A 19,731-nucleotide genomic window follows, 5' to 3' on the forward strand; every position below is an offset into this window, starting at 1 on the left:
GTCGCGTCCGGGCTGCGTCGGGGATCCGTCGGGGTCGCGTCCGTCGCGCAAGCATGTGCCTCGGGCGGGCGTTCCCGTACGGTGAAGGCATGACGAGCGCGAGCGGTGGGGCTGGGATGGTCGACTGGGATCTCGCGGTCGCTACGGCGACCCGGTTGGCACGGCCCGGCCCGCAGGTGACCCGGTCCGAGGCGGCCGAGGTGGTCTCCGAACTCCGGCGCCACGCGCTGGAGGCGGAGCAGCACGTCCGCGCCTACACCCGGATGGCCTCCTCCAGCCTGCTGGCCACCGAGGCCACCCCCGTGCTGGTGGTGGACCGCCCCGGCTGGGTGCGGGCCAACGTGGCCGGCTTCCGCACCGTGGTCCAGCCGCTGGTCGAGAAGCTCCAGGCCCGCCGCACCGACACCCCCGGCGCCGCCGTGTTCGGCACGATCGGCGAGAAGGCCACCGGCGTCGAGATCGGCGCGGTGCTCGCCTTCCTCTCCGGGAAGGTGCTCGGCCAGTACGAGACCTTCGCCCCGGCCGAGTACCCCGGACCGCTGCCGAGCGCCCCGGACAGCCCCGAGGGGATCATGGACTCGCCCCGGGTGGGCCTGCGTCCGCCGTCCCCCGGCCGGCTGCTGCTGGTCGCCCCGAACATCGTCCAGGTGGAGCGCGAACTCGACGTGGACCCGCACGACTTCCGGCTCTGGGTCTGCCTGCACGAGGAGACCCACCGCACCCAGTTCACCGCCGTGCCGTGGCTGCGCGACCACATCCAGTCCGAGGTGCAGTCCTTCCTGGCGCAGACCGAGGTCGATCCGGTCGCGCTGCTGGAGCGGGCGCGCGGGCTGCTCGCCGGGCGCGGCGAGGGGGAGCGCGAGCGGGGCTCGCTGCTGGAGGTGGTGCAGTCCCCGGTGCAGCGCGAGACCCTGAACCGGCTGACTGCGGTGATGTCCCTGCTGGAGGGCCACGCGGACGTGGTGATGGACGGCGTCGGGCCGGTCGTGGTGCCCAGCGTGGGGGAGATCCGGGAGAAGTTCCAGCAGCGCCGGGCCGTCGGCGCGGGGCGGCTCGACCTGGTCATCCGCCGCCTGCTCGGCATGGACGCCAAGCTCCGCCAGTACCAGGACGGCGCGGTCTTCGTCCGGGGCGTGGTGGACCGGGTCGGCATGGACGGCTTCAACCGGGTCTGGACCTCGCCGAACACGCTCCCCACCAAGGAGGAGATCCACAACCCCGCCGCCTGGGTCGCCCGCGTCACGCCTTAGCGGCGGGCATGCCGGAGCTCGCCTGCGGCGGGCTTGTGGGGCAAGGAAGTTCTGGGTGTGGTGGGGGTCGCCTGCGGCGGGCTTGTCGGGCCTGCGCTGAGCCCTGCCTGCGGCGGGCTTGTGGGGGCTGCGCCGGAGCTCGCCTGCGGAGGGCTTGTGGCGCAAGGAACTTCTGGGCGTGGTGGGGGTCGCCTGCGGCGGGCTTGTCGGGCCCGCGCTGAGCCCTGCCTGCGGCGGGCTTGCGGGGGTTGCGCCGGATCTCGCCTGCGGCGGGCTTGGGGGGTAAGGGTGTTCTGGGTGTGGTGGGGACCGTCTGCGGTGGGCTTGTCGGGCCCGCGCTGAGCCCTGCCTGCGGCGGGCTTGCGGGGTAAGGGTGGTCTGGCTGTGGTGCGGGTGTTGTGGGGGCTGCCTGCGGCAGGCTTGTCGGACCCGCGCTGAGCCCTGCCTGCGGCGGGCTCGGGGGTAAGGGTGTTCTGGGCGTGGTGGGGGGTTGTCTGCGCCGGGCATGTCGGGCCTGCGCCGAGCCCCGTCTGCGGCGGGTGCGCCGGGTGAGTCGTTCCGACTGCCTGTGGCGAGCCCGGCGGGCGGTCCGGGCCCGGGCGGGTCGCCTGCCGAGGGTCGGCTCGCCGGTTCTGGTGCATGCTTCGCCCCGGGCGGGTGCCGTGGCTCCGGCGGGTCCTTCGCCTCCGGTGGGACTCCGCTCCCTGCTGACGGTGGGTCAGTCGGGCGGGGGTCGTACACGGGTGCCTCCGGGTTGACCCGTTGGCGATGGGTGAACGTTTCTTCATTCACTCGTACGTGGGACCGTGGTCGTACCGGTGGCGCGGGTGGCGTAGCCGGTGCCCGGATTCTGCGACCATCTGTGAGCATCCGGTGACTCTGGGCTGACGCCGTGTCACCGTTCCCGCTCCGCCCCCGTGCCAAGGAGTGCCTCCCCGTGGGACCACACCCCGCCGTCGCGGCGATACGCCTCGCCGTCCGCCGCACCCTCGCCGAACTCGCCGCAGACCTGGGCGACATCACCCCGGCCGCCCGCTCGCCGCGCGGCCGCCCGGCCGCCCTCGCGCTCAGCGGGGCGCCGGCCCCCGAGAGCGCCACCACGCTGATCGGCAACGCCCGACGGCACCCCTCCGGACTGCCCCGCACCCCCGCCGCCCCCGGTTCGCCGCTGGTGCTGGTCGCGGTGAGCGGCGGCGCCGACTCGATGGCGCTGGCCATCGCCACCGCCTTCGAGGCGCCCAAGCTCGGCCTGCGGGTGGGCGCGGTGACGGTGGATCACGGACTGCAGGACGGCTCCGGGCAGCGGGCCCGCCAGGTGGCGGACCGGCTCGCCGAGCTGGGGCTGGACCCGGTGGAGGCGGTCGAGGTGCTGGTGGGCCGTCAGGGCGGGCCGGAGAACGCCGCCCGGGAGGCGCGGTACGCCGCGCTGGACGAGGCGGCCGAGCGCTTCGGTGCGGTGGCGGTGCTGCTCGGGCACACCAGGGACGACCAGGCCGAGACGGTGCTGATGGGCCTGGCCCGGGGGTCGGGCGCCCGGTCGCTGGCCGGGATGCCGGCCCAGAAGGGCCGCTACCGGCGGCCGTTGCTGGAGCTGGACCGGGCGGCCACCCGGACGGCCTGTCAGGAGCAGTCGATCCCGGTCTGGGACGACCCGCACAACGCGGACCCGGCCTACACCCGGGCCCGGGTGCGGCACGAGGTGCTGCCGGTGCTGGAGAAGCACCTGGGCACCGGGGTGGTGGAGGCATTGGCCCGGACCGCCCGGCTGTTCCGCGACGACGCCGACGCGCTGGACCAGTGGGCCGCGCTGGCCGAGCGCGACCTCCGGACGGCCGAAGGGGCGCTGGACGTCCCGAGGCTGGCCGAACTGCCGCCGGCCGTCCGCCGCCGGCTGCTGCGACGGGCCGCGCTGCGGGCGGGCTGTCCGGCCGGTGACCTGTTCGCCCGTCACCTCGAAACGGTGGACCTGCTGGTCACCGGATGGCGTGGCCAGGGGCCGTTGCACCTACCCGGAGGGGTGGAGGTCACCCGCACGTGTGGCACGCTGGTGTTCCGGCGCCAGGGCGACTGACGGATGAACACCAGGTCGCAGGGCCGCCGCCGACACAGGACCCCGAACGTTTGAGGACGTATCCCCGGTGGATCACAACGACATGGGCGCCGACCTGGCGAAGGTGCTCATCAGCAAGGACGAGATCGACGCCAAGCTCCTGGAGCTGGGCGAGCGGATCGACCAGGACTACGCCGGCCGCGACCTGCTCATCGTCGGCGTGCTCAAGGGCGCCGTGATGGTGATGGCGGACCTGTCCCGGGTGCTGCACTCCAAGGTCACCATGGACTGGATGGCGGTCTCCTCGTACGGGATGGGCACCAAGTCCTCGGGCGTGGTCCGGATCCTCAAGGACCTGGACACCGACATCTCGGGCCGGGACGTCCTGATCGTCGAGGACATCATCGACTCCGGTCTGACCCTGTCCTGGCTGCTGAACAACCTGCGCTCGCGCGGTCCGGCCTCCCTGGAGGTCTGCACCCTGCTGCGCAAGCCGGACGCCGCCAAGGTCGAGATCGACGTCAAGTACGTCGGCTTCGACATCCCGAACGAGTTCGTGGTGGGCTACGGCCTGGACTACGCCGAGAAGCTGCGGAACCTGCCGTTCATCGGCACCCTGGCGCCGCACGTCTACGGCGGCTGACGCACCGTCGGCGAAATGCTGCCCCGATCGGGCGACGGGCGGGAACAGTGCGATGTTCCCGCCCGTTGTGCCGGGGTAGGAAAATACGTCGTAGTCGTCGTGCTCCCGCCGTCGGCGGTGAAGGCTGCGGTACGGTCCCATAAACCGCTCTTCTCATGAGCACATACCGGATGCGCCGACGGCCACAGCCGATCAGCGCTGTTGAGTGGCAGGAGGGACGGGGCGGCAACGCCCCGCATGGATGGACGTCAAGCGATACTTCCGTGCGCCGATCATGTGGATCGTGCTGGCCGTCCTCGCCGTCATTGTGCTGATGCAGGTCGTCTCCGACTCCAGCGGCTCCAAGACGGCGGACACCAGCCAGGTCGTCTCCGCGATCAAGGGCAACCAGGCGCAGTCGGTGCAGATCACCACCGGCGACTCGAACCTCATCAAGGTCGAGCTGAGGGACGGTCAGAAGCTGCCCGCCGGCAGCAACGGCAAGGTGCCCTCGGGCTCCAAGTTCCAGGCTTCCTACGTCGACACCCAGGGCGCGGCCCTGGCCGACTGGCTGACCGACAACCCGGCCAGCGTGCCCAAGGGCTACACCGTGGTGCCCGAGAAGCAGTCCACCATCGTCAGCCTGCTGCTGTCGATGCTGCCGATCGTCATCATCGTGCTGGTCTTCCTGTTCCTGATGAACCAGATGCAGGGCGGCGGCTCGCGGGTCATGCAGTTCGGCAAGTCCAAGGCCAAGCTGCTCACCAAGGACACCCCGAAGACCACCTTCGCCGACGTGGCGGGTGCGGACGAGGCGGTGGAGGAGCTCCACGAGATCAAGGAGTTCCTCCAGGAGCCGGCCAAGTTCCAGGCGGTCGGTGCCAAGATCCCCAAGGGCGTGCTGCTGTACGGCCCGCCCGGGACCGGCAAGACCCTGCTGGCCCGCGCGGTGGCCGGCGAGGCGGGCGTGCCGTTCTACTCGATCTCCGGCTCGGACTTCGTCGAGATGTTCGTCGGTGTCGGTGCCTCCCGGGTCCGTGACCTGTTCGAGCAGGCCAAGGCGAACGCCCCGGCGATCGTCTTCGTCGACGAGATCGACGCGGTCGGCCGCCACCGCGGCGCCGGCCTCGGCGGCGGTCACGACGAGCGCGAGCAGACCCTCAACCAGCTGCTGGTCGAGATGGACGGCTTCGACGTGAAGGGCGGCGTGATCCTGATCGCCGCCACCAACCGCCCGGACATCCTGGACCCGGCGCTGCTGCGCCCGGGCCGCTTCGACCGCCAGATCGCGGTGGACCGCCCGGACCTGATGGGCCGTCTGGAGATCCTGAAGGTCCACCAGAAGGGAAAGCCGGTCGCCCCGGACGTCGACCTCTCGGCCGTCGCCAAGCGCACCCCCGGCTTCACCGGTGCCGACCTGTCCAACGTGCTCAACGAGGCCGCCCTGCTGACGGCCCGTTCGGACAAGAAGCTGATCGACAACTCCATCCTGGACGAGGCGATCGACCGTGTGGTGGCGGGCCCGCAGAAGCGGACCCGGATCATGTCCGACAAGGAGAAGAAGATCACCGCGTACCACGAGGGCGGCCACGCCCTGGTCGCGGCGGCCTCTCCGAACGCGGACCCGGTCCACAAGATCACCATCCTGTCCCGCGGCCGTGCCCTGGGCTACACGATGGTGCTGCCGGACGAGGACAAGTACTCGACCACCCGGAACGAGATGCTCGACCAGCTGGCCTACATGCTGGGCGGGCGCGCGGCGGAGGAGCTGGTCTTCCACGACCCGACCACCGGCGCCTCGAACGACATCGAGAAGGCCACCGCCACCGCGCGGGCCATGGTCACCCAGTACGGCATGACCGAGCGCCTCGGCGCGATCAAGTTCGGCACCTCCGACTCCGAGCCGTTCCTCGGCCGCGAGATGGGCCACCAGCGCGACTACTCCGAGGAGGTCGCCGGGCTGGTGGACGAGGAGGTCAAGAAGCTGATCGAGACCGCGCACAACGAGGCGTGGGAGATCCTGGTCGAGAACCGCGACGTGCTCGACAACCTGGTGCTGGAGCTCCTGGAGAAGGAGACCCTGAACAAGGAGCAGATCGCCGAGATCTTCAGCACCATCGTGAAGCGCCCGGCCCGGCCGGCCTGGACGGGCTCGGCCCGCCGGACCCCGTCCACCCGGCCGCCGGTGCAGTCCCCGAAGGAGCTGGCGCTGAACAACGCCGCTCAGGCGGAGGCCGCCCCGCAGGTCGACATCGTCAAGCTGCCGGAGAGCTCTCCGGAGGCCTGACACCCGATCGGAATGGATGCCGCGTCACCCGGGTTTGTACCCTGGAGGCGCGGCATCCGTGCTGCTCGGACCCTTTTCCACTGACTCCACTGACCAGCTTGCGAGGCCCGCATGATCGACCCGGTGACTCTGGACCAGGACCCCGCGATCGGGGAGTTCGACCAGAAGCGCGCGGAGGCCGCCGTGCGCGAGCTGCTGCTGGCGGTCGGCGAGGACCCGGACCGCGAGGGCCTGCTGGAGACCCCGGCCCGGGTGGCCCGCGCCTACAAGGAGATATTCGCGGGCCTCTGGCAGACGCCCGAGGAGGTGCTGTCCACCACCTTCGACCTCGGCCATGACGAGATGGTGTTGGTCAAGGACATCGAGGTGTACTCCACCTGCGAGCACCACCTGGTGCCGTTCCGGGGCGTCGCCCACGTCGGGTACATCCCGTCCACCAGCGGCAAGATCACCGGCCTCTCCAAGCTGGCCCGGCTGGTGGACGTCTACGCCCGCCGCCCGCAGGTGCAGGAGCGACTGACCAGCCAGGTGGCCGACTCGCTGATGCGCATCCTGGAGCCGCGCGGCGCCATCGTGGTGATCGAGTGCGAGCACATGTGCATGTCGATGCGCGGCATCCGCAAGGCCGGCGCCAAGACCATCACCTCGGCCGTCCGGGGCCAGCTGCGCGACCCGGCCACCCGGGCCGAGGCGATGAGCCTCATCATCGGCCGCTGAGCCGACTGCTGAACCGACCGCCGAACCGGCCGCTGCCGACCGACCGCTGCCGACCGACCGCTGAACGCCCTGGGCCGACGACCCGTCAGCCCAGGGCGTTGCGCTTGGCCGGCATCCGCAGGCTGACCATCCGGCGCCAGCCCCACAGCCGGTCGTACAGGTAGAGCGCGTGCAGCCCGGCCGCCAGCAGCAGCCGCTGGTGCCGGGGCCAGCCCAGTACGCGGCCCAGCTCGGCCATCACCGCGAGGCCGACGTCCCGGTGGGTGCGGATCTCGCCCCGGGCGATCGACTCCAGCGCGTGCCGGACGTACGGGCCGTGGCCCTCGGCGGTCAGCCGGAGCAGCTCCTCGTGGCAGTAGGCGAGGTGGTTGTCCTCGTCGGCGGAGATCATCCGCATCGCCTTGTCCAGCTCCGGGTTGTCGGCGTACGCCTTCACCAGCTGGCGCATCTGCTCGGACGCGCGCTGCTCGGTGACCCGGCTGTGCGCCAGGTAGGTGATCACCTCCCGCTCGGTGAGCGGGGTGCCGGAGGTCAGCCGGTCGTGCGAGAGGCCGATGCCCTGGCGCTCCAGCAGCATGCAGTAGTCGGTGGCCGGCGGGATCGCCACCTTCTCCAGCCCGCGCTTGTGCAGCAGCTGGGTGAAGATCCGGCCGTGCTTGCGCTCGTCCGCGCCGTGCCGGGCCACCTTGGGGGCCAGCACCGGGTCGGTGGTGAGCTCGGTGATCCGCTCGTTCTCCCAGCCGCCCTGGTCCTCGCCGCCGGCCGCGACCGAGCAGAACAGCTGGTACGCCCGGTCGTCGGCGTAGATCTCCTGGAACAGCGAACGGGTGCTGAGCATGGCGGATCGTCTCCTGCTGTCGGGACGTCAATCCTGTGCCGGGGCCGGTCCGGTGGGCCACCGGTGCTGCGCCGGGCGGGTGGACGCCGGGGGCACCGAAGTCGGCGCGAAGGGGCACCGCGGACGACGCGGAGCGGCGCAACCGGGGGCCTAGAATGCTGCGTCCACCGTGTGCGGCCCACCTCCGGGTGCCGTGCCGCGCACGGTCCGAGCACCCGTCAGGTCGCACCGCCCACCCGTCCCCAGGGCACCACCGCCGGTCGCGCACCCGGAACGAGCCACTCCGGGCGCTCGTCCGACGGTCAGATTGCCAGAACAAGGATTTGTCATGAAGGTTCCGCACGACTCCTCCTCCGGAGGGGCAGAACTGCCCGCGGCAGCCCGTACGCTGACACCCCGTGAGTACGCCCGTGTCCGTTGAACCGACCCCGGAGCAGCCGCGTCGGCGGCTCCAGTCCCTGCGCACCCAGGCGGCGGCCGTGCCGCGGGCCTGGCTGCCCGGCGCCGTGGGGTACACCGCGCTGCTGATCGGCCTGGTGGACATCGCCTGCGCGGTGTTCCCCCGGCTGCGCGGCACCAAGATGCAGTGGCTGGCCGGCCAGCTGCCCGGCGGCACCACCACGCTGGCCGCCGCCGGCACCCTGATGGTCGGCCTGCTGCTGGTGATGCTGGCGCACGCGCTGCGCCGGCGGAAGCGCCGGGCCTGGCGGGCGGTCTGCGTGCTGCTGCCGATCGGCGCCGGCCTGCACCTGCTGCGCTGGCACCAGGTCGGCCCGGCGGTGATCTCGCTGGTGCTGTTCGTGGTGATGCTGGTGCACCACCGCGAGTTCTACGCCAAGGCCGACCCGCGCACCCGCTGGCGGGCCGGTGCCGCCTTCGTCCTGCTGGCCTCCGTCTCGATCGGCCTCGGTCTGCTGATCGTCGGCGTCCGCACCGGCGCCGAGGTGAACACCCCCGGCCTGGCCGAGCGGTTCCAGCACGTGGTCTACGGCCTGGTCGGCTTCGAGGGCCCGGTCGACTACCGCTCCGAGAAGGTCGCCTGGTACGTCGGCTACTCGCTCGGCGCGCTCGGCCTGATCACCGTCGGCACCACCGCCTACCTGGCGCTGCGGCCGGAGAAGCCCGAGCCGGAGCTGACCGCCGAGGACGAGGTGAAGGTCCGTGAGCTGCTGAAGCGGCACGGCGAGCGGGACTCGCTGGGCTACTTCGCGCTCCGCCGGGACAAGAGCGTGCTCTTCTCGCCCACCGGCAAGGCCGCCATCTCCTACCGGGTGGTCTCCGGCGTGATGCTCGCCTCCGGCGACCCGGTCGGCGACCCGGAGGCCTGGCCCGGGGCGATCAAGGTCTTCATGGCCGAGGCCCGGGCGCACGCCTGGGTGCCCGCCGTGATGGGCTGCTCCGAGCAGGGCGGCGAGATCTGGACCCGGGAGGCCGGGCTGGACGCGATCGAGCTCGGGGACGAGGCGATCGTGGACACCGCCGCCTTCTCGCTCTCCGGCCGGGCGATGCGCAACGTCCGCCAGATGGTGAAGCGGATCGAGCGCAACGGCTACTCCTGCCAGGTCCGCCGGGTCGGCGACCTGAGCCTGGAGGAGAAGCACCGGATCGCCGACGCCGCCGCCCGCTGGCGCGGCACCGACACCGAGCGCGGCTTCTCGATGGCACTCGGCCGCTTCGGCGACCAGGGGGACGACGACTGCGTGGTGGTCACCGCGCACAAGGCCCCCGAAGAGGGCGAGCCCGCCGACGCGGACGACCTCAAGGCGGTGCTGCACTTCGTGCCGTGGGGGCCGGACGGGATCTCGCTGGAGCTGATGCGGCGTGACCGGGCGGCCGACCCGGGGCTGAACGAGCTGCTGATCGTGGCGGCGCTGCAGGCCGTGCCGGCGCTCGGCGTGCGGCGGGTGTCGCTGAACTTCGCGATGTTCCGCTCGGCGCTGGCGCGCGGGGAGCGGATCGGGGCCGGGCCGGTGCTGCGGGTCTGGCGGGGGCTGCTGGTCTTCCTGTCGCGGTGGTTCCAGATCGAGTCGCTGTACAAGTTCAACGCGAAGTTCCAGCCCGAGTGGGAGCCGCGCTTCCTGGTCTACCCGCAGACCCGGGACCTGCCGAGGATCGGCTTCGCCGCGATGCAGGCGGAGGCGTTCATCACCCTGGGGCTGCCGATGCCGTGGCGCAAGAAGCAGCGGCAGGGCCTGATGCCGGAGGCTGCGCGGCTGACCAAGGCCGCCTGACGGCGGGGCTCGGGAGGGCAGCGACCCAGGGGCGCGGGGCTCCGCCGGGTGCGCACGAGGTGGGAAGGCAGCACCTGCGACCGGCTGACGGTGGGTCGGTGGCCGGTGGGCCGCCTGTCGTACGCGCGCCCCGCGGCGGAGCCGCACACCGGCGGAGCCCCGCGCCCCCGGAGGCACTGCCCCGGTCCGCCGATAATGGGGCCATGAACAAGCTGCCCGGCCTGCCCGACCTCGACCGCTGCGCCGTGATGGGAGTGGTCAACGTCACGCCGGACTCGTTCTCCGACGGGGGGCTGTGGCTGGACCCGGCGAAGGCCGTCGCGCACGGGCTGGCGCTGGCCGCGCGCGGGGCGGACCTGGTGGACGTCGGCGGGGAGTCGACCCGGCCGGGGGCGCAGCGGGTCACCGAGGCGGAGGAGCTGCGCCGGGTGATCCCGGTGGTCGAGGAGCTGGCGGCGGCCGGGGTGGCGGTGTCGGTGGACACCATGCGGGCGGCCGTCGCGGAGCGGGCGGTGGCGGCCGGGGCGCGGCTGGTGAACGACGTCTCGGGCGGCCTGGCCGACCCGGAGATGGCGGGGGTGGTGGCCGCGACCGGGGCGCCGTTCGTGGTGATGCACTGGCGCGGGCAGTCGGCCGACATGGACGCGCTGGCGGTCTACGACGACGTGGTGACGGACGTGGTGGCCGAGCTGACCGAGCGGGTGACCGCGCTGACCGCCGCCGGGGTCAAGGAGGAGCAGCTGGTGCTGGACCCGGGGCTGGGCTTCGCCAAGACCCCGGAGCACAACTGGGCGCTGCTCGGCCGGCTGGAGGCGCTCACCGGGCTGGGCCGCCCGGTGCTGGTGGCGGCTTCACGCAAGCGGTTCCTGGGTACGCTGCTCGCCAACCCGGAAACGGGCGAGCTGCGCCCGGCCAGGGAGCGGGACGACGCCACGGCGGCGGTCTCGGTGCTCTCGGCCCGGGCCGGGGCGTGGGCGGTCCGGGTGCACGACGTGGCCGGGACGGCCGACGCGGTGAGGGTGGTGGCGGCCTGGCAGCGGGCGGCCGCACGGGGACCTATCCGGGGGTAGCGGTTTGGCGAAGGGCGGGAGTGACCATGGCGGGTGACGGAAGGTCGGTCGGGGACCGGGCCGAGGCGGAGGCCGAGCTGGACCGGCTGGCGGTGCTGGCGGCCAACCAGGCGCTCTACGAGGCCCTGGAGAACGGCGACCTGGAGGCCGTGGAGAACGCCTGGCTCGGCCCCCAGGACGCGGACGACAAGCACGGGGCGGTCTGCGTGCACCCCGGGTGGCCGGTGCTGCGCGGCCGGGCCCAGGTGACCCGCTCCTACATGCTGATCATGGCGAACACGGAGTACATCCAGTTCTTCCTGACCGACGTGGAGTGCGAGGTGCAGGGCGACACCGCGCTGCTCACCTGCACCGAGAACATCCTCTCCGGCGGCGAGGCCGAGGAGGAGGGCGAGCTGGGTCCGCTGGTCGGTGGCAAGGTGGTGTCCACCAACCTGTTCCGCCGGACCCCGGACGGCTGGAAGCTCTGGTCGCACCACGGCTCGCCGGTGCTGACCAGCGGGGACGACGAGGACGAGGACTGAGGTCCGGACGCGGGGAGCGTCGGCCCGGCGGGAATCCGCCGGGCCGTGGCGTTGTTGCGGAACGTGCACCGACTGTTCACGTCAATGGCCGTTCCGGCGTGCGTGGCGCCGCGCGGTGCCGGGTAGGACGGTCGGGGTTCGCCGTCGTCCGCGGGTAGATTCGACAATCGCGGGCCGGGCGGCCCGGTGCCCCGCCGCGTGCGGGGCCTGTCCACATGGGAGAAGTGAGTTGCTGGACCGCGTCACTCTGCGGGGCCTGCGTGCCCGTGGCCACCACGGTGTCTTCGAGCGGGAGCGGATCGAGGGCCAGACCTTCGTGGTCGACCTGGTGATGTACCTGGACACCCGCCCCGCGGCCTCCGGCGACGACCTGACCCGCACCGCGCACTACGGCGTGGTGGCCGAGGAGGTCACCGCGATCATCGCCGGCGAGCCGGTCGACCTGATCGAGACGCTGGCCCAGCGGATCGCCGACCAGTGCCTGAAGCACGAGGCGGTGGAGGAGGTCGAGGTGACGGTGCACAAGCCCGACGCCCCGATCACGGTGCCGTTCGACGACGTCACGATCACCATCCACCGGCGCCGCGGATGACCTTCGCGGTGCGGCCCGCCGCCGTCCAGACCGAACCTGTAGAGGGATACCGATGAGCACCAGCGACCCGACCGCCTCGCCGACCACGTTCGACCTGGAGCAGAGGGTCGACACCGCCGAGTCCACCCTGCACGACCCGCGCCGCGCCGCGCTCGCCCTGGGCAGCAACCTCGGCAACCGGCTGGAGACCCTGCAGGGCGCGGTGGACGCGCTGGCCGACACCCCCGGGCTGAAGGTCTGCGCCGTCTCGGCGGTCTACGAGACCGCCGCGCTCGGCGGCCCGGAGGAGCAGCCCTCGTACTTCAACGCGGTGGTGCTGCTCAAGACCACGCTGCCGCCGAGCTCCCTGCTGGAGCGGGCCAACGCGGTCGAGGACGCCTTCGGCCGGGTCCGCGAGGTCCGCTGGGGCCCGCGCACCCTGGACGTGGACGTGCTCGCCTACGAGGGCGTCACCAGCGAGGACCCGGTGCTGCTGCTGCCGCACCCGAGGGCGCACGAGCGGGCCTTCGTGCTGGCTCCGTGGCAGGACGCCGACCCGGACGCCGAGCTGCCCGGCCACGGCCGGGTGGCCGACCTGCTGAAGACGGTCGCCGAGGAGCCCGGCCAGGAGGTCCAGCGGCGGGACGACATCCAGCTGCGCCTGCCCGAGTAGCGGGCACCGGGGCGCATTCGCCGCCGTCCGGCCCCCGCTCTCCGGCCGCCGTGGTGCCGGACCGGCCCGGGAGGCGGGCCGCCGGAACCGGGCGGGTGGGTGCGCACGTTGGCCTGCTGTCCGGTCGGTCTCTGCTTGACTGGGCGTCATCTCCCGCTGGAAGGACCCGTGTGAAGCCGCTCCGCCTCCGTCTGCTGCTGCTGATCGCCGCCGTGGCCACCGCGCTGGCCTGGGCGGGTGCCCGGCTGTGGGACTCGCTCGGGCACCTGCCCGGGGTGCCCGCCGCCGCGCCGATCGTGCTGGCGGCGGTCGCGGTGGTGCTGCTGGCCACCGCGCTCTCGCTGCGCTCGCGGCTGAAGGCGGCCCGTGAGCGGCAGGCCGGGGCGCGCGGCGTCGACCCGCTGGGCGCCGCCCGGGCGGTGGTGCTCGGCCAGGCCAGCGCGCTGGTCTCGGCGGTGGTGGCCGGCGTCTACGCGGGCACCGGGATCCACCTGCTCGGCCAGCTCGATGACCCGGCCCGGTCCTCCCAGGCGATCACCGCCGGGCTGGCCGTGCTGGCGGCGGCGGGGGTGGTGGCGGCGGCGCTCTGGCTCCAGCACGTCTGCAAGCTCCCCGAGGACCACGACGGCCCGGCCGGGCCGGCGCCCTCGGCGCGCTGAACGGTTCGTGCGGGTACGGAGCCGTTCCCACACTGACGGCCCGTCAGTGGCTCGTCACCGGTCGTGCCGGTGACGGCCTGTCAAGCGCGGAATGGGGGGCCAGGCTGACAGCGCCCTGATTCGCACGCTAGTTTCTTTGGCATGTCTCGCGGACGCCACCGTCACTCCTCGCTCCTCGGCCGCATCGGCCCGCCGGCCGCAGCCGGTGTACTCGTCCTGGCCGCACTGGCCTCCCTGGTGGCCAGTGGGGACACCCTGACGATCCGTTCGCTCGGTGTCGCCGCCGTGCTCGCCACCGTGGGGGTCACCCTGCTGCTGCGCCAGCGCGACCGCGCGGCCCGGCTGGCCGCCGAGCTGGCCGCCACCCGGCGGCTGCGGGCCGAGGAGCGCTTCGAGGAGCAGCTCGCCGAGGCCGAGTACGCCGCCGAGGTGGCCGAGGAGCGGGCCACCCGCTTCGGCCGCCGGCTGACCGCGGAGAAGTCCCGGCTGGCCAAGGCCGAGACCGAGATCGCCCGGCTGCTCCGTGAGCGTGCCGTGATGGTGGCCGAGCAGGCCCTCAAGGAGGCCGAGGCGCACCAGCGCGCGCTGGCCGCCGCCCGTCCCAAGTACCCCGCCTCGCCGGCCGCGTACGTCCGCGCCGCCTCGGTGCTGCGGCAGCTGGAGCGGGAGGCCGTCCGGGCCGAGGAGCGCCGGGCCGCCGCCGAGCGGGCCGCCGCCGCGAAGCGTCCGCCGGCCCTGCCCGCCGCCGACGCGCCGGCGCCGGCCGCGAAGCCGGTGCAGGCGACGGTCCGTCAGCTGGGCGCGGTGCCCGAGCGTCCGGTGCTGACCGCGCCGGGGGCGGCGTCCGAGGGTGCGGCCCCGGTGGTGCGGCAGCGCCCGCGTCCGGCGGCCCGGCAGAACTTCAGCTTCTTCGGCCGTCCCGGTGCGGCCGGTGCCGCCGTCCGGGCCGCCGCCCCGGCACCCTCGGTGGGCAGCGTGACCGAGCTGGCGGCCAAGGCCCCGGTCGCCCCTATCGCCCCGGCCGTTCCGGCGGCCGTCGCGGCGGCCGGGCCGGAGCTGGTGGACCTGGCGGACGTGGTGGGCGACGAGGCGGTGGCCGAGAGCGCCCGCTACGCGGCCCCGCAGCCGGTGGTGGAGGAGCCGCTGACGGCCGCCCCGGAGGAGCCGACGGATGCCCACCGGCGACCCGAGGTGGTCGACCTGACCCCGCACGACGACACCGAGGCGATCTCGGTGGCCGCGCTCCGGGCGGAGTTCAGCCAGGAGCGGTGACGCGGTCCGTACGACGAAGGGGCGCCCCCCCGGTGGGGGCGCCCCTTCGTCGTGGCTGCGGACGGTGCGTCAGATCTGGACGCCGAAGTCCTGGGCGATGCCGGCCAGGCCGGAGGCGTAGCCCTGGCCGATGGCGCGGAACTTCCACTCGGCGCCGTTGCGGTAGAGCTCGCCGAAGATCATGGCGGTCTCGGTGGCCGCGTCCTCGGAGAGGTCGTAGCGGGCGATCTCGGCGCCGCCGGCCGCGTTCAGCACCCGGATGTAGGCGTTCCGGACCTGGCCGAAGCTCTGCTTGCGGTTGTCGGCGTCGTAGATCGACACCGGGAAGGTGATCTTCGCGGCCTCGGCGGGCAGAGCCGCCAGGTTGACGTTGATCGCCTCGTCGTCGCCCGCGCCCTCGCCGCTGCGGTTGTCACCGGTGTGCTCGACGGTGCCGTCGGGCGACTTGGTGTTGTTGAAGAAGACGAAGTGCCCGTTGGAGAGCACCTTGCCGTCCGCGTTCAGCACGATGGCGCTGGCGTCCAGGTCGAACTCGGCACCCGTGGTGGTGCGCACGTCCCACCCGAGGCCCACGGTGACCGCGGTGAGGCCCGGGGCCTCCTTGGTCAGCGAGACGTTGCCGCCCTTGGAGAGGCTGACTGGCATGGTTACGGTGTCCCTTCGTCGCTTCTGTCCCTGAGAACGCGGGCGGCGGGGCTGGTGGTTCCGGCCGCGCGGCGAATATCTCACGGCGCGGCCCGACGAGGGGTCAGATCCTGGGGAAGCGGCCCTGGACGGTCCAGATGTTCGGGTTGTCGGCGAGCCCCTCGTGCAGGTCGAACAGGTCGGCCAGCACGTCCTGGAGGAAGTCCCGCGCCTCCCGTCGCAGGTCCTCGTGCCGCACCACCGCCGGCGGCTCGTCCGGCAGCCAGGTGGCGCTCACCTCGACCAGGCCGAAGCGGCGGGCGAAGCGGAGCAGCTCGGTGTTCTGGGTGAAGTCCAGGTCGTAGGTCTGGACGGTGGCGGCGCGGCTGCCGCGCGGGTCCCGGTCCAGCTCCTCGACGGTGTCGCAGAGCGCCCAGGCGAAGTCCAGCACCGGTACCCAGTGCCAGTCGGTGGAGAACTCGGCGCCGTCCGCGTCCAGGTAGACGTCGCCGCAGAACAGGTCGTGCCGCAGGGCCCGGACGGGGGCGGTGCGGTAGTCCGTCTGCGGCGGGTCGGGGAAGCGGTTGGACAGGGAGTACCCGAGCTCGATCACGCGGCCATTCTCCCCCAGCGGCCCGGGCCGGGGGTGCGGGGACGGGCTCGCTGTTGCAGGGCCGCGCGAGGTGCGCAGTCTGGTGGTGCCGGGGGTGTGGGGACGGGCTCGCTGTTGCAGGGCCGCGCGAGGTGCGCAGTCTGGTGGTGCCGGGGGTGTGGGGACGGGCTCGCTGCTGCAGGGCCCCGCGAGGTGCGCAGTCTGGTGGTGCCCGGGGGCGGGATCTGCTGCTGTGCGGCTCCGCCGTGTGCGCGCGGGGTACGGCGGTACGTGCGACCGGCTGACGGTGGGTCAGTTGTCGGGTGGGCTGTCCGTCCTCTCGCGCCCGCGCGGCGGAGCTGCACACCGGCAGGGCCTGCGCCCCTGATCGCTGGTGCCGTGTGGAGGCTGCCGAGCGCCTGCCCGTCCGGGCGTCGCGTCGGTCCGTCCGGTTTAACCGGGTGACCGCCGGGCGGCGGGGCGGGATGATGGCGGCATGCCCGAGCCCTTGCGCGTCCGGGGATCGGTGGTCGTACCCGACGCCGAGCTCCAGTGGCGTTTCTCCCGTTCCTCCGGCCCCGGTGGCCAGCACGTCAACACCTCCGACACCCAGGTCGAGCTCCGCTACGACCTGGCGGCCTCGGACGCCCTCCCTCCGGTCTGGAAGGAGCGCGCCTTGGAGCGCCTGGCGGGACGGCTGGTGGACGGCCGGTTCCTGGTGGTCCGGGCCTCCGAGCACCGGTCGCAGCTGCGCAACCGCGAGATGGCGGTGGCCCGGCTGGCCGCGCTGCTCGGCGAGGCGACCGCGCCGCCGCCGAAGGCCCGGCGCAAGACCAAGCCGACCCGCGGGATGATCGAACGGCGCCTGGAGAACAAGCGCCACCGGGCCCAGCTCAAGCAGGGCCGCAGCCGCCCGGACTACTGACCGGCCGTCACATCCTCAACCCCGCGCCTTCGCGCTTCCGCGCCTTCGCGCTTCCGCGCTCAGCCCAGCTGGCGGTAGCCGCCGCGGTGGTAGAGCAGGGGGGCCGCGCCCGGTGCGGGCAGGGTGGCGGCGAGGACGTGGCCGATCAGGAGGGTGTGGTCGCCGGCTTCGACGCGCTGGACGGTGCGGCACTCCACGGTGGCCAGGGCGCCGTCGATCAGCGGGGCGCCGGAGTGCGGGCCCCGGTGGTGCGGGGTGTCGGCGAAGAGCAGGCGGTCGCTGAGCCGGCCCTTCATGGCGAAGCGCGAGGCGGTGGTGCGGTGGGACTCGCCGAGCAGGGAGACCGCCCAGTGGTCGGTGCGGGCCAGCAGCTCGTCCATCCGGGAGTCGGTCCGGACCGAGACCAGGACCAGCGGTGGCTCCAGCGAGACCGAGAGGAACGAGGTGGCCGTCATGCCGGCGGGCTCGTCGTCCTCGGGGTCGAGGGCGGTGACCAGGGTCACGCCGGCGGCGAGCTGGCCGAGCGCGGCCCGGAACTCGTCGGGGGTGGCGGCCGGGGCGGTGGTGGTCTGCGGGGACGTCTGCACGTACCGCACGGTAGTCGGCCGACCGGGCGGGCGGCATCGGGCAGTGGTCTTAGGACCTGCTGGGCCGTTGGGCTGAACCGGGCGGTCACGGGTGGCGCAGGGGCTCACTCGCAGGAGTGAGGGGCGCGTCCTCCCGGCGGGCAGCGGGCTTCAGCGGGAGCGGGGAACGGCCGACCACCCAATGGTCAGGAATGTCCGGGATCGTCCCCGTCAGGGCCTGTGAGCTGGGGTTTCGTGCGCGCACGCAGTGTGATTTGGGTCACAAGTGGTGACCTATTGTTGACCGAGCGTGCCGAACGTTGTGCTCCCTGTGATTCAGTTCTTCTGGCAATCGGACGATAACCATCAAGACCTATCCGAAGCAGCCGGGGAGCCCCCGCATGGAAGCCGAGTCGGAGCCGTACGTCCGCCTCGCGACCCTCCGCACCTTGCACCGGGTCGTGGCGGACCTCAACGCTGCCCGCAGCCTGGCGGGGACGCTCCAGGCCGTGGTCGAGGGCGCGGTGCACGGGCTCGGCTTCGACGCGGCGGCGGTCAGCCTGGTGCGGCCGGACGGTGACCTGGTGGTGGCGGCGGTCTGGGAGCTGGAGGAGAGTGCCTTCGGCGGCCCGGCGGTGCTGCTCGGCCAGGTCGGTTCCCGGGAGTCCTGGGAGCGGATGCTGAGCGTCAGCGACCACTGGGGCACCCTGCGCTTCCTGCCGTACGACCGGGGCTGGGCGATCGGCACCGACATCCCGAGCTGGACCGGGGACGGCCCGCTGCCGGTGTACGTCAACGACTGGCACCCGCAGGACGTGCTGCTGGCCCCGATGTACAGCGCCGGGGGAGACCTGCTGGGCGTGCTCTCGGTGGACCGCCCGCGCAGCGGCAAGCGGCCCGGGGCGTGGACCCGGGAGGCGCTGGAGATGTTCTCGCTCCAGGCGTCCATCGCGATCGGCAACGCCCGGCTGCGGGCCGAGATGCAGCGCGCGCTGGCCCGGCTGGAGAAGGAGCAGCAGGCGCTGCGGGCCAGCGAGGAGAGCTTCCGGCAGGCCTTCGAGTACGCGCCCAGCGGGATGGCCATCACCGAGCTGCACGGCGCCGCGATGGGCCAGCTGACCAGGGTGAACGACGCGCTCTGCCGGCTGCTCGGCCGGCCCCGGGCGACGCTCCGTCAGCAGCGCTTCGCCGATCTGGTGCACCCCGACGACCTGGAGCTGCTGCAGCGCACCAGCGCCGAGGGCGGGCGGGCCGAGCTGCGGCTGTCCCGGCGGGACGGCGGCTACCAGTGGGTCTGCCTGCGCAATTCGGTGGTGGCGGACGCGGCCGAGGGCCCGAGCTTCCTGCTGACGCACGTGGAGGACATCGAGGAGCGCAAGCGGCACGAGTTCCAGCTCGCCCACCGGGCCAGCCACGACGCGCTCACCGGGCTGCCGAACGGTGCCGAGCTGCGGGCCCGGCTGGGCCGCCGGATCTGTCCGCTGGACCCGGCCGCCCGGGCGCACGGGGCGGAGCCCGAGCTGCTGGACGGCGTGCCCGCGTACGCCGGTCAGGTGGCGGCGTACGGCGGCTTCGAGGTGGCGGGCGGCCCGGTCGCCCTGCCCTACGGCCACGGGGCCGCTGACGGCCCCGCCAGGGGCCTCGACCGGGAGGCGTACGGGCTGGACCGGGAGGCGTTCGGCCGGCTGCGGGACCAGGTCGGGGCGGATCCGGACCACGTGCACACGGTGATCCCGGCCGAGCCGCCGGGCGGCGGCGGTGAGCTCTGGGGCTCGGGGCCGCGCGGGCCCGGGGCGGAGAAGGGCCTGGCGGTGCTCTTCTGCGACCTGGACGGCTTCAAGCTGATCAACGACCGGCACGGCCACAAGGTGGGCGACGGGGTGCTGATCGAGGTGGCCCGGCGGCTCCAGCAGGTGGTCCGGGAGGGCGACACGGTGGCCCGGCTCGGCGGCGACGAGTTCGTGGTGCTGGCCGACGGGATCGGCCGCGAGGAGGCCAAGGACCTGGCCGGACGGCTGCGGAACGCGATCCTCCCGCCGATGCGGATCGACAACCGCACCACCAAGGTCGGCGTCAGCCTGGGCATCGGCTGGGCCGGGTGCGGCATGTCCATCGAGGAGGTGCTGCACATCGCGGACGAGCGGATGTACGACGAGAAGCGGGCCCGGGGTGGCGGGGCCAGGGGCGCGCGGGGCGAGCGTTCGCACCGGCGCGCGGGGTGACCGCAGCGCACCCGGACGGCGCACAGCGCCGGCGGTAG

18 protein-coding genes are annotated in these 19,731 nt (G+C 73.2%); 14 read left to right on the top strand and 4 right to left on the bottom strand.

Going from position 1 to position 19,731, the window contains the following annotated elements; translation table 11 throughout:
* Positions 1-89: 89 nt before the first annotated feature.
* The 5 genes from ACIRBX_RS31445 (at position 90) to folE (ending at position 6,926) form a co-directional block, all read left to right on the top strand.
* Positions 90-1,250, top strand: a complete 1,161-nt coding sequence (locus tag ACIRBX_RS31445) for a zinc-dependent metalloprotease (RefSeq protein WP_402302201.1) — start codon at positions 90-92, stop codon at positions 1,248-1,250.
* 937 nt (positions 1,251-2,187) lie between these two features.
* The gene (gene tilS, locus ACIRBX_RS31450; RefSeq protein ID WP_402302203.1) at positions 2,188-3,321 is read left to right on the top strand and encodes a tRNA lysidine(34) synthetase TilS; all 1,134 of its coding nucleotides are present in this window, start codon (positions 2,188-2,190) and stop codon (positions 3,319-3,321) included.
* A gap of 82 nt (positions 3,322-3,403) precedes the next feature.
* Positions 3,404-3,943: a hypoxanthine phosphoribosyltransferase gene (gene hpt / locus ACIRBX_RS31455; protein WP_380149463.1), complete on the top strand. Its 540-nt coding sequence runs from the start codon at positions 3,404-3,406 to the stop codon at positions 3,941-3,943.
* A gap of 241 nt (positions 3,944-4,184) precedes the next feature.
* Positions 4,185-6,209, top strand: a complete 2,025-nt coding sequence (gene ftsH, locus ACIRBX_RS31460; RefSeq protein ID WP_402302205.1) for an ATP-dependent zinc metalloprotease FtsH — start codon at positions 4,185-4,187, stop codon at positions 6,207-6,209.
* A gap of 111 nt (positions 6,210-6,320) precedes the next feature.
* On the top strand, positions 6,321-6,926 hold the full coding sequence (gene folE, locus ACIRBX_RS31465) for a GTP cyclohydrolase I FolE (RefSeq protein WP_402302208.1): 606 nt from the start codon (positions 6,321-6,323) through the stop codon (positions 6,924-6,926).
* Between the two features lie 85 nt (positions 6,927-7,011).
* Here the strand turns inward: folE and ACIRBX_RS31470 are convergent, their stop codons facing one another.
* Positions 7,012-7,764 (bottom strand): ferritin-like domain-containing protein, encoded by a 753-nt coding sequence (locus tag ACIRBX_RS31470; RefSeq protein WP_402302210.1) that lies wholly within the window; start codon positions 7,762-7,764, stop codon positions 7,012-7,014.
* 410 nt (positions 7,765-8,174) lie between these two features.
* Here ACIRBX_RS31470 and ACIRBX_RS31475 point away from each other — a divergent pair, with 410 nt between their 5' ends.
* The 7 genes from ACIRBX_RS31475 to ACIRBX_RS31505 all read left to right on the top strand — a co-directional run bounded on the left by ACIRBX_RS31475 (position 8,175) and on the right by ACIRBX_RS31505 (position 14,764).
* Positions 8,175-9,995, top strand: coding sequence for a phosphatidylglycerol lysyltransferase domain-containing protein (locus tag ACIRBX_RS31475; protein WP_402302211.1), 1,821 nt, complete (start codon positions 8,175-8,177; stop codon positions 9,993-9,995).
* Between the two features lie 203 nt (positions 9,996-10,198).
* Complete coding sequence (gene folP, locus ACIRBX_RS31480; RefSeq protein WP_402302213.1) at positions 10,199-11,065, top strand: dihydropteroate synthase; 867 nt, start codon at positions 10,199-10,201, stop codon at positions 11,063-11,065.
* A 26-nt stretch (positions 11,066-11,091) separates the two neighbouring features.
* Entirely contained in the window at positions 11,092-11,589 is a 498-nt protein-coding gene (locus ACIRBX_RS31485; RefSeq protein ID WP_402302215.1) for a nuclear transport factor 2 family protein, read from the top strand.
* A 232-nt stretch (positions 11,590-11,821) separates the two neighbouring features.
* Positions 11,822-12,181 carry a dihydroneopterin aldolase gene (folB, locus tag ACIRBX_RS31490; RefSeq protein WP_402302445.1) on the top strand — a complete coding sequence of 120 codons (360 nt, stop codon included), beginning with the start codon at positions 11,822-11,824 and terminating at the stop codon, positions 12,179-12,181.
* A gap of 52 nt (positions 12,182-12,233) precedes the next feature.
* Positions 12,234-12,833: a 2-amino-4-hydroxy-6-hydroxymethyldihydropteridine diphosphokinase gene (gene folK / locus ACIRBX_RS31495; protein ID WP_402302217.1), complete on the top strand. Its 600-nt coding sequence runs from the start codon at positions 12,234-12,236 to the stop codon at positions 12,831-12,833.
* Positions 12,834-13,003: 170 nt separating this feature from the next.
* Positions 13,004-13,492: a DUF3180 domain-containing protein gene (locus ACIRBX_RS31500; RefSeq protein ID WP_402302219.1), complete on the top strand. Its 489-nt coding sequence runs from the start codon at positions 13,004-13,006 to the stop codon at positions 13,490-13,492.
* Positions 13,493-13,633: 141 nt separating this feature from the next.
* Positions 13,634-14,764, top strand: coding sequence for a hypothetical protein (locus tag ACIRBX_RS31505; RefSeq protein ID WP_402302221.1), 1,131 nt, complete (start codon positions 13,634-13,636; stop codon positions 14,762-14,764).
* A gap of 69 nt (positions 14,765-14,833) precedes the next feature.
* On the opposite strand, the gene ACIRBX_RS31510 is transcribed toward ACIRBX_RS31505, so the two are convergent.
* Together ACIRBX_RS31510 and ACIRBX_RS31515 are read right to left on the bottom strand one after the other, a co-directional pair.
* A complete protein-coding gene (locus ACIRBX_RS31510; RefSeq protein WP_402302224.1) occupies positions 14,834-15,409 on the bottom strand; it encodes a TerD family protein in 576 nt (191 codons plus the stop codon).
* A 103-nt stretch (positions 15,410-15,512) separates the two neighbouring features.
* A complete protein-coding gene (locus tag ACIRBX_RS31515; protein ID WP_402302227.1) occupies positions 15,513-16,001 on the bottom strand; it encodes a hypothetical protein in 489 nt (162 codons plus the stop codon).
* Between the two features lie 475 nt (positions 16,002-16,476).
* Here ACIRBX_RS31515 and arfB point away from each other — a divergent pair, with 475 nt between their 5' ends.
* On the top strand, positions 16,477-16,905 hold the full coding sequence (arfB, locus tag ACIRBX_RS31520) for an alternative ribosome rescue aminoacyl-tRNA hydrolase ArfB (RefSeq protein WP_402302229.1): 429 nt from the start codon (positions 16,477-16,479) through the stop codon (positions 16,903-16,905).
* Between the two features lie 59 nt (positions 16,906-16,964).
* Here the strand turns inward: arfB and ACIRBX_RS31525 are convergent, their stop codons facing one another.
* The gene (locus ACIRBX_RS31525) at positions 16,965-17,492 is read right to left on the bottom strand and encodes a flavin reductase family protein (RefSeq protein WP_402302231.1); all 528 of its coding nucleotides are present in this window, start codon (positions 17,490-17,492) and stop codon (positions 16,965-16,967) included.
* Positions 17,493-17,872: 380 nt separating this feature from the next.
* Between ACIRBX_RS31525 and ACIRBX_RS31530 the strand changes: the two genes are divergently transcribed.
* Complete coding sequence (locus ACIRBX_RS31530; protein WP_402302233.1) at positions 17,873-19,693, top strand: diguanylate cyclase domain-containing protein; 1,821 nt, start codon at positions 17,873-17,875, stop codon at positions 19,691-19,693.
* Positions 19,694-19,731: the final 38 nt, after the last annotated feature.

The organism is Kitasatospora sp. NPDC096147, assembly GCF_044763225.1.
In the GTDB taxonomy this organism is placed as follows: domain Bacteria; phylum Actinomycetota; class Actinomycetes; order Streptomycetales; family Streptomycetaceae; genus Kitasatospora.

Bases quoted from the DNA above. Each gene is read 5' to 3' on its own strand.
- ACIRBX_RS31445 (WP_402302201.1), top strand. From the start codon at position 90: ATGACGAGCGCGAGCGGTGGGGCTGGGATGGTCGACTGGGATCTCGCG.
- hpt (WP_380149463.1), top strand. From the start codon at position 3,404: ATGGGCGCCGACCTGGCGAAGGTGCTCATCAGCAAGGACGAGATCGAC.
- folK (WP_402302217.1), top strand. From the start codon at position 12,234: ATGAGCACCAGCGACCCGACCGCCTCGCCGACCACGTTCGACCTGGAG.
- ACIRBX_RS31530 (WP_402302233.1), top strand. From the start codon at position 17,873: ATGGAAGCCGAGTCGGAGCCGTACGTCCGCCTCGCGACCCTCCGCACC.
- folP (WP_402302213.1), top strand. From the start codon at position 10,199: ATGAACAAGCTGCCCGGCCTGCCCGACCTCGACCGCTGCGCCGTGATG.
- ACIRBX_RS31485 (WP_402302215.1), top strand. From the start codon at position 11,092: ATGGCGGGTGACGGAAGGTCGGTCGGGGACCGGGCCGAGGCGGAGGCC.
- ftsH (WP_402302205.1), top strand. From the start codon at position 4,185: ATGGACGTCAAGCGATACTTCCGTGCGCCGATCATGTGGATCGTGCTG.
- arfB (WP_402302229.1), top strand. From the start codon at position 16,477: ATGCCCGAGCCCTTGCGCGTCCGGGGATCGGTGGTCGTACCCGACGCC.
- ACIRBX_RS31470 (WP_402302210.1), bottom strand. From the start codon at position 7,764: ATGCTCAGCACCCGTTCGCTGTTCCAGGAGATCTACGCCGACGACCGG.
- folE (WP_402302208.1), top strand. From the start codon at position 6,321: ATGATCGACCCGGTGACTCTGGACCAGGACCCCGCGATCGGGGAGTTC.
- ACIRBX_RS31505 (WP_402302221.1), top strand. From the start codon at position 13,634: ATGTCTCGCGGACGCCACCGTCACTCCTCGCTCCTCGGCCGCATCGGC.
- ACIRBX_RS31510 (WP_402302224.1), bottom strand. From the start codon at position 15,409: ATGCCAGTCAGCCTCTCCAAGGGCGGCAACGTCTCGCTGACCAAGGAG.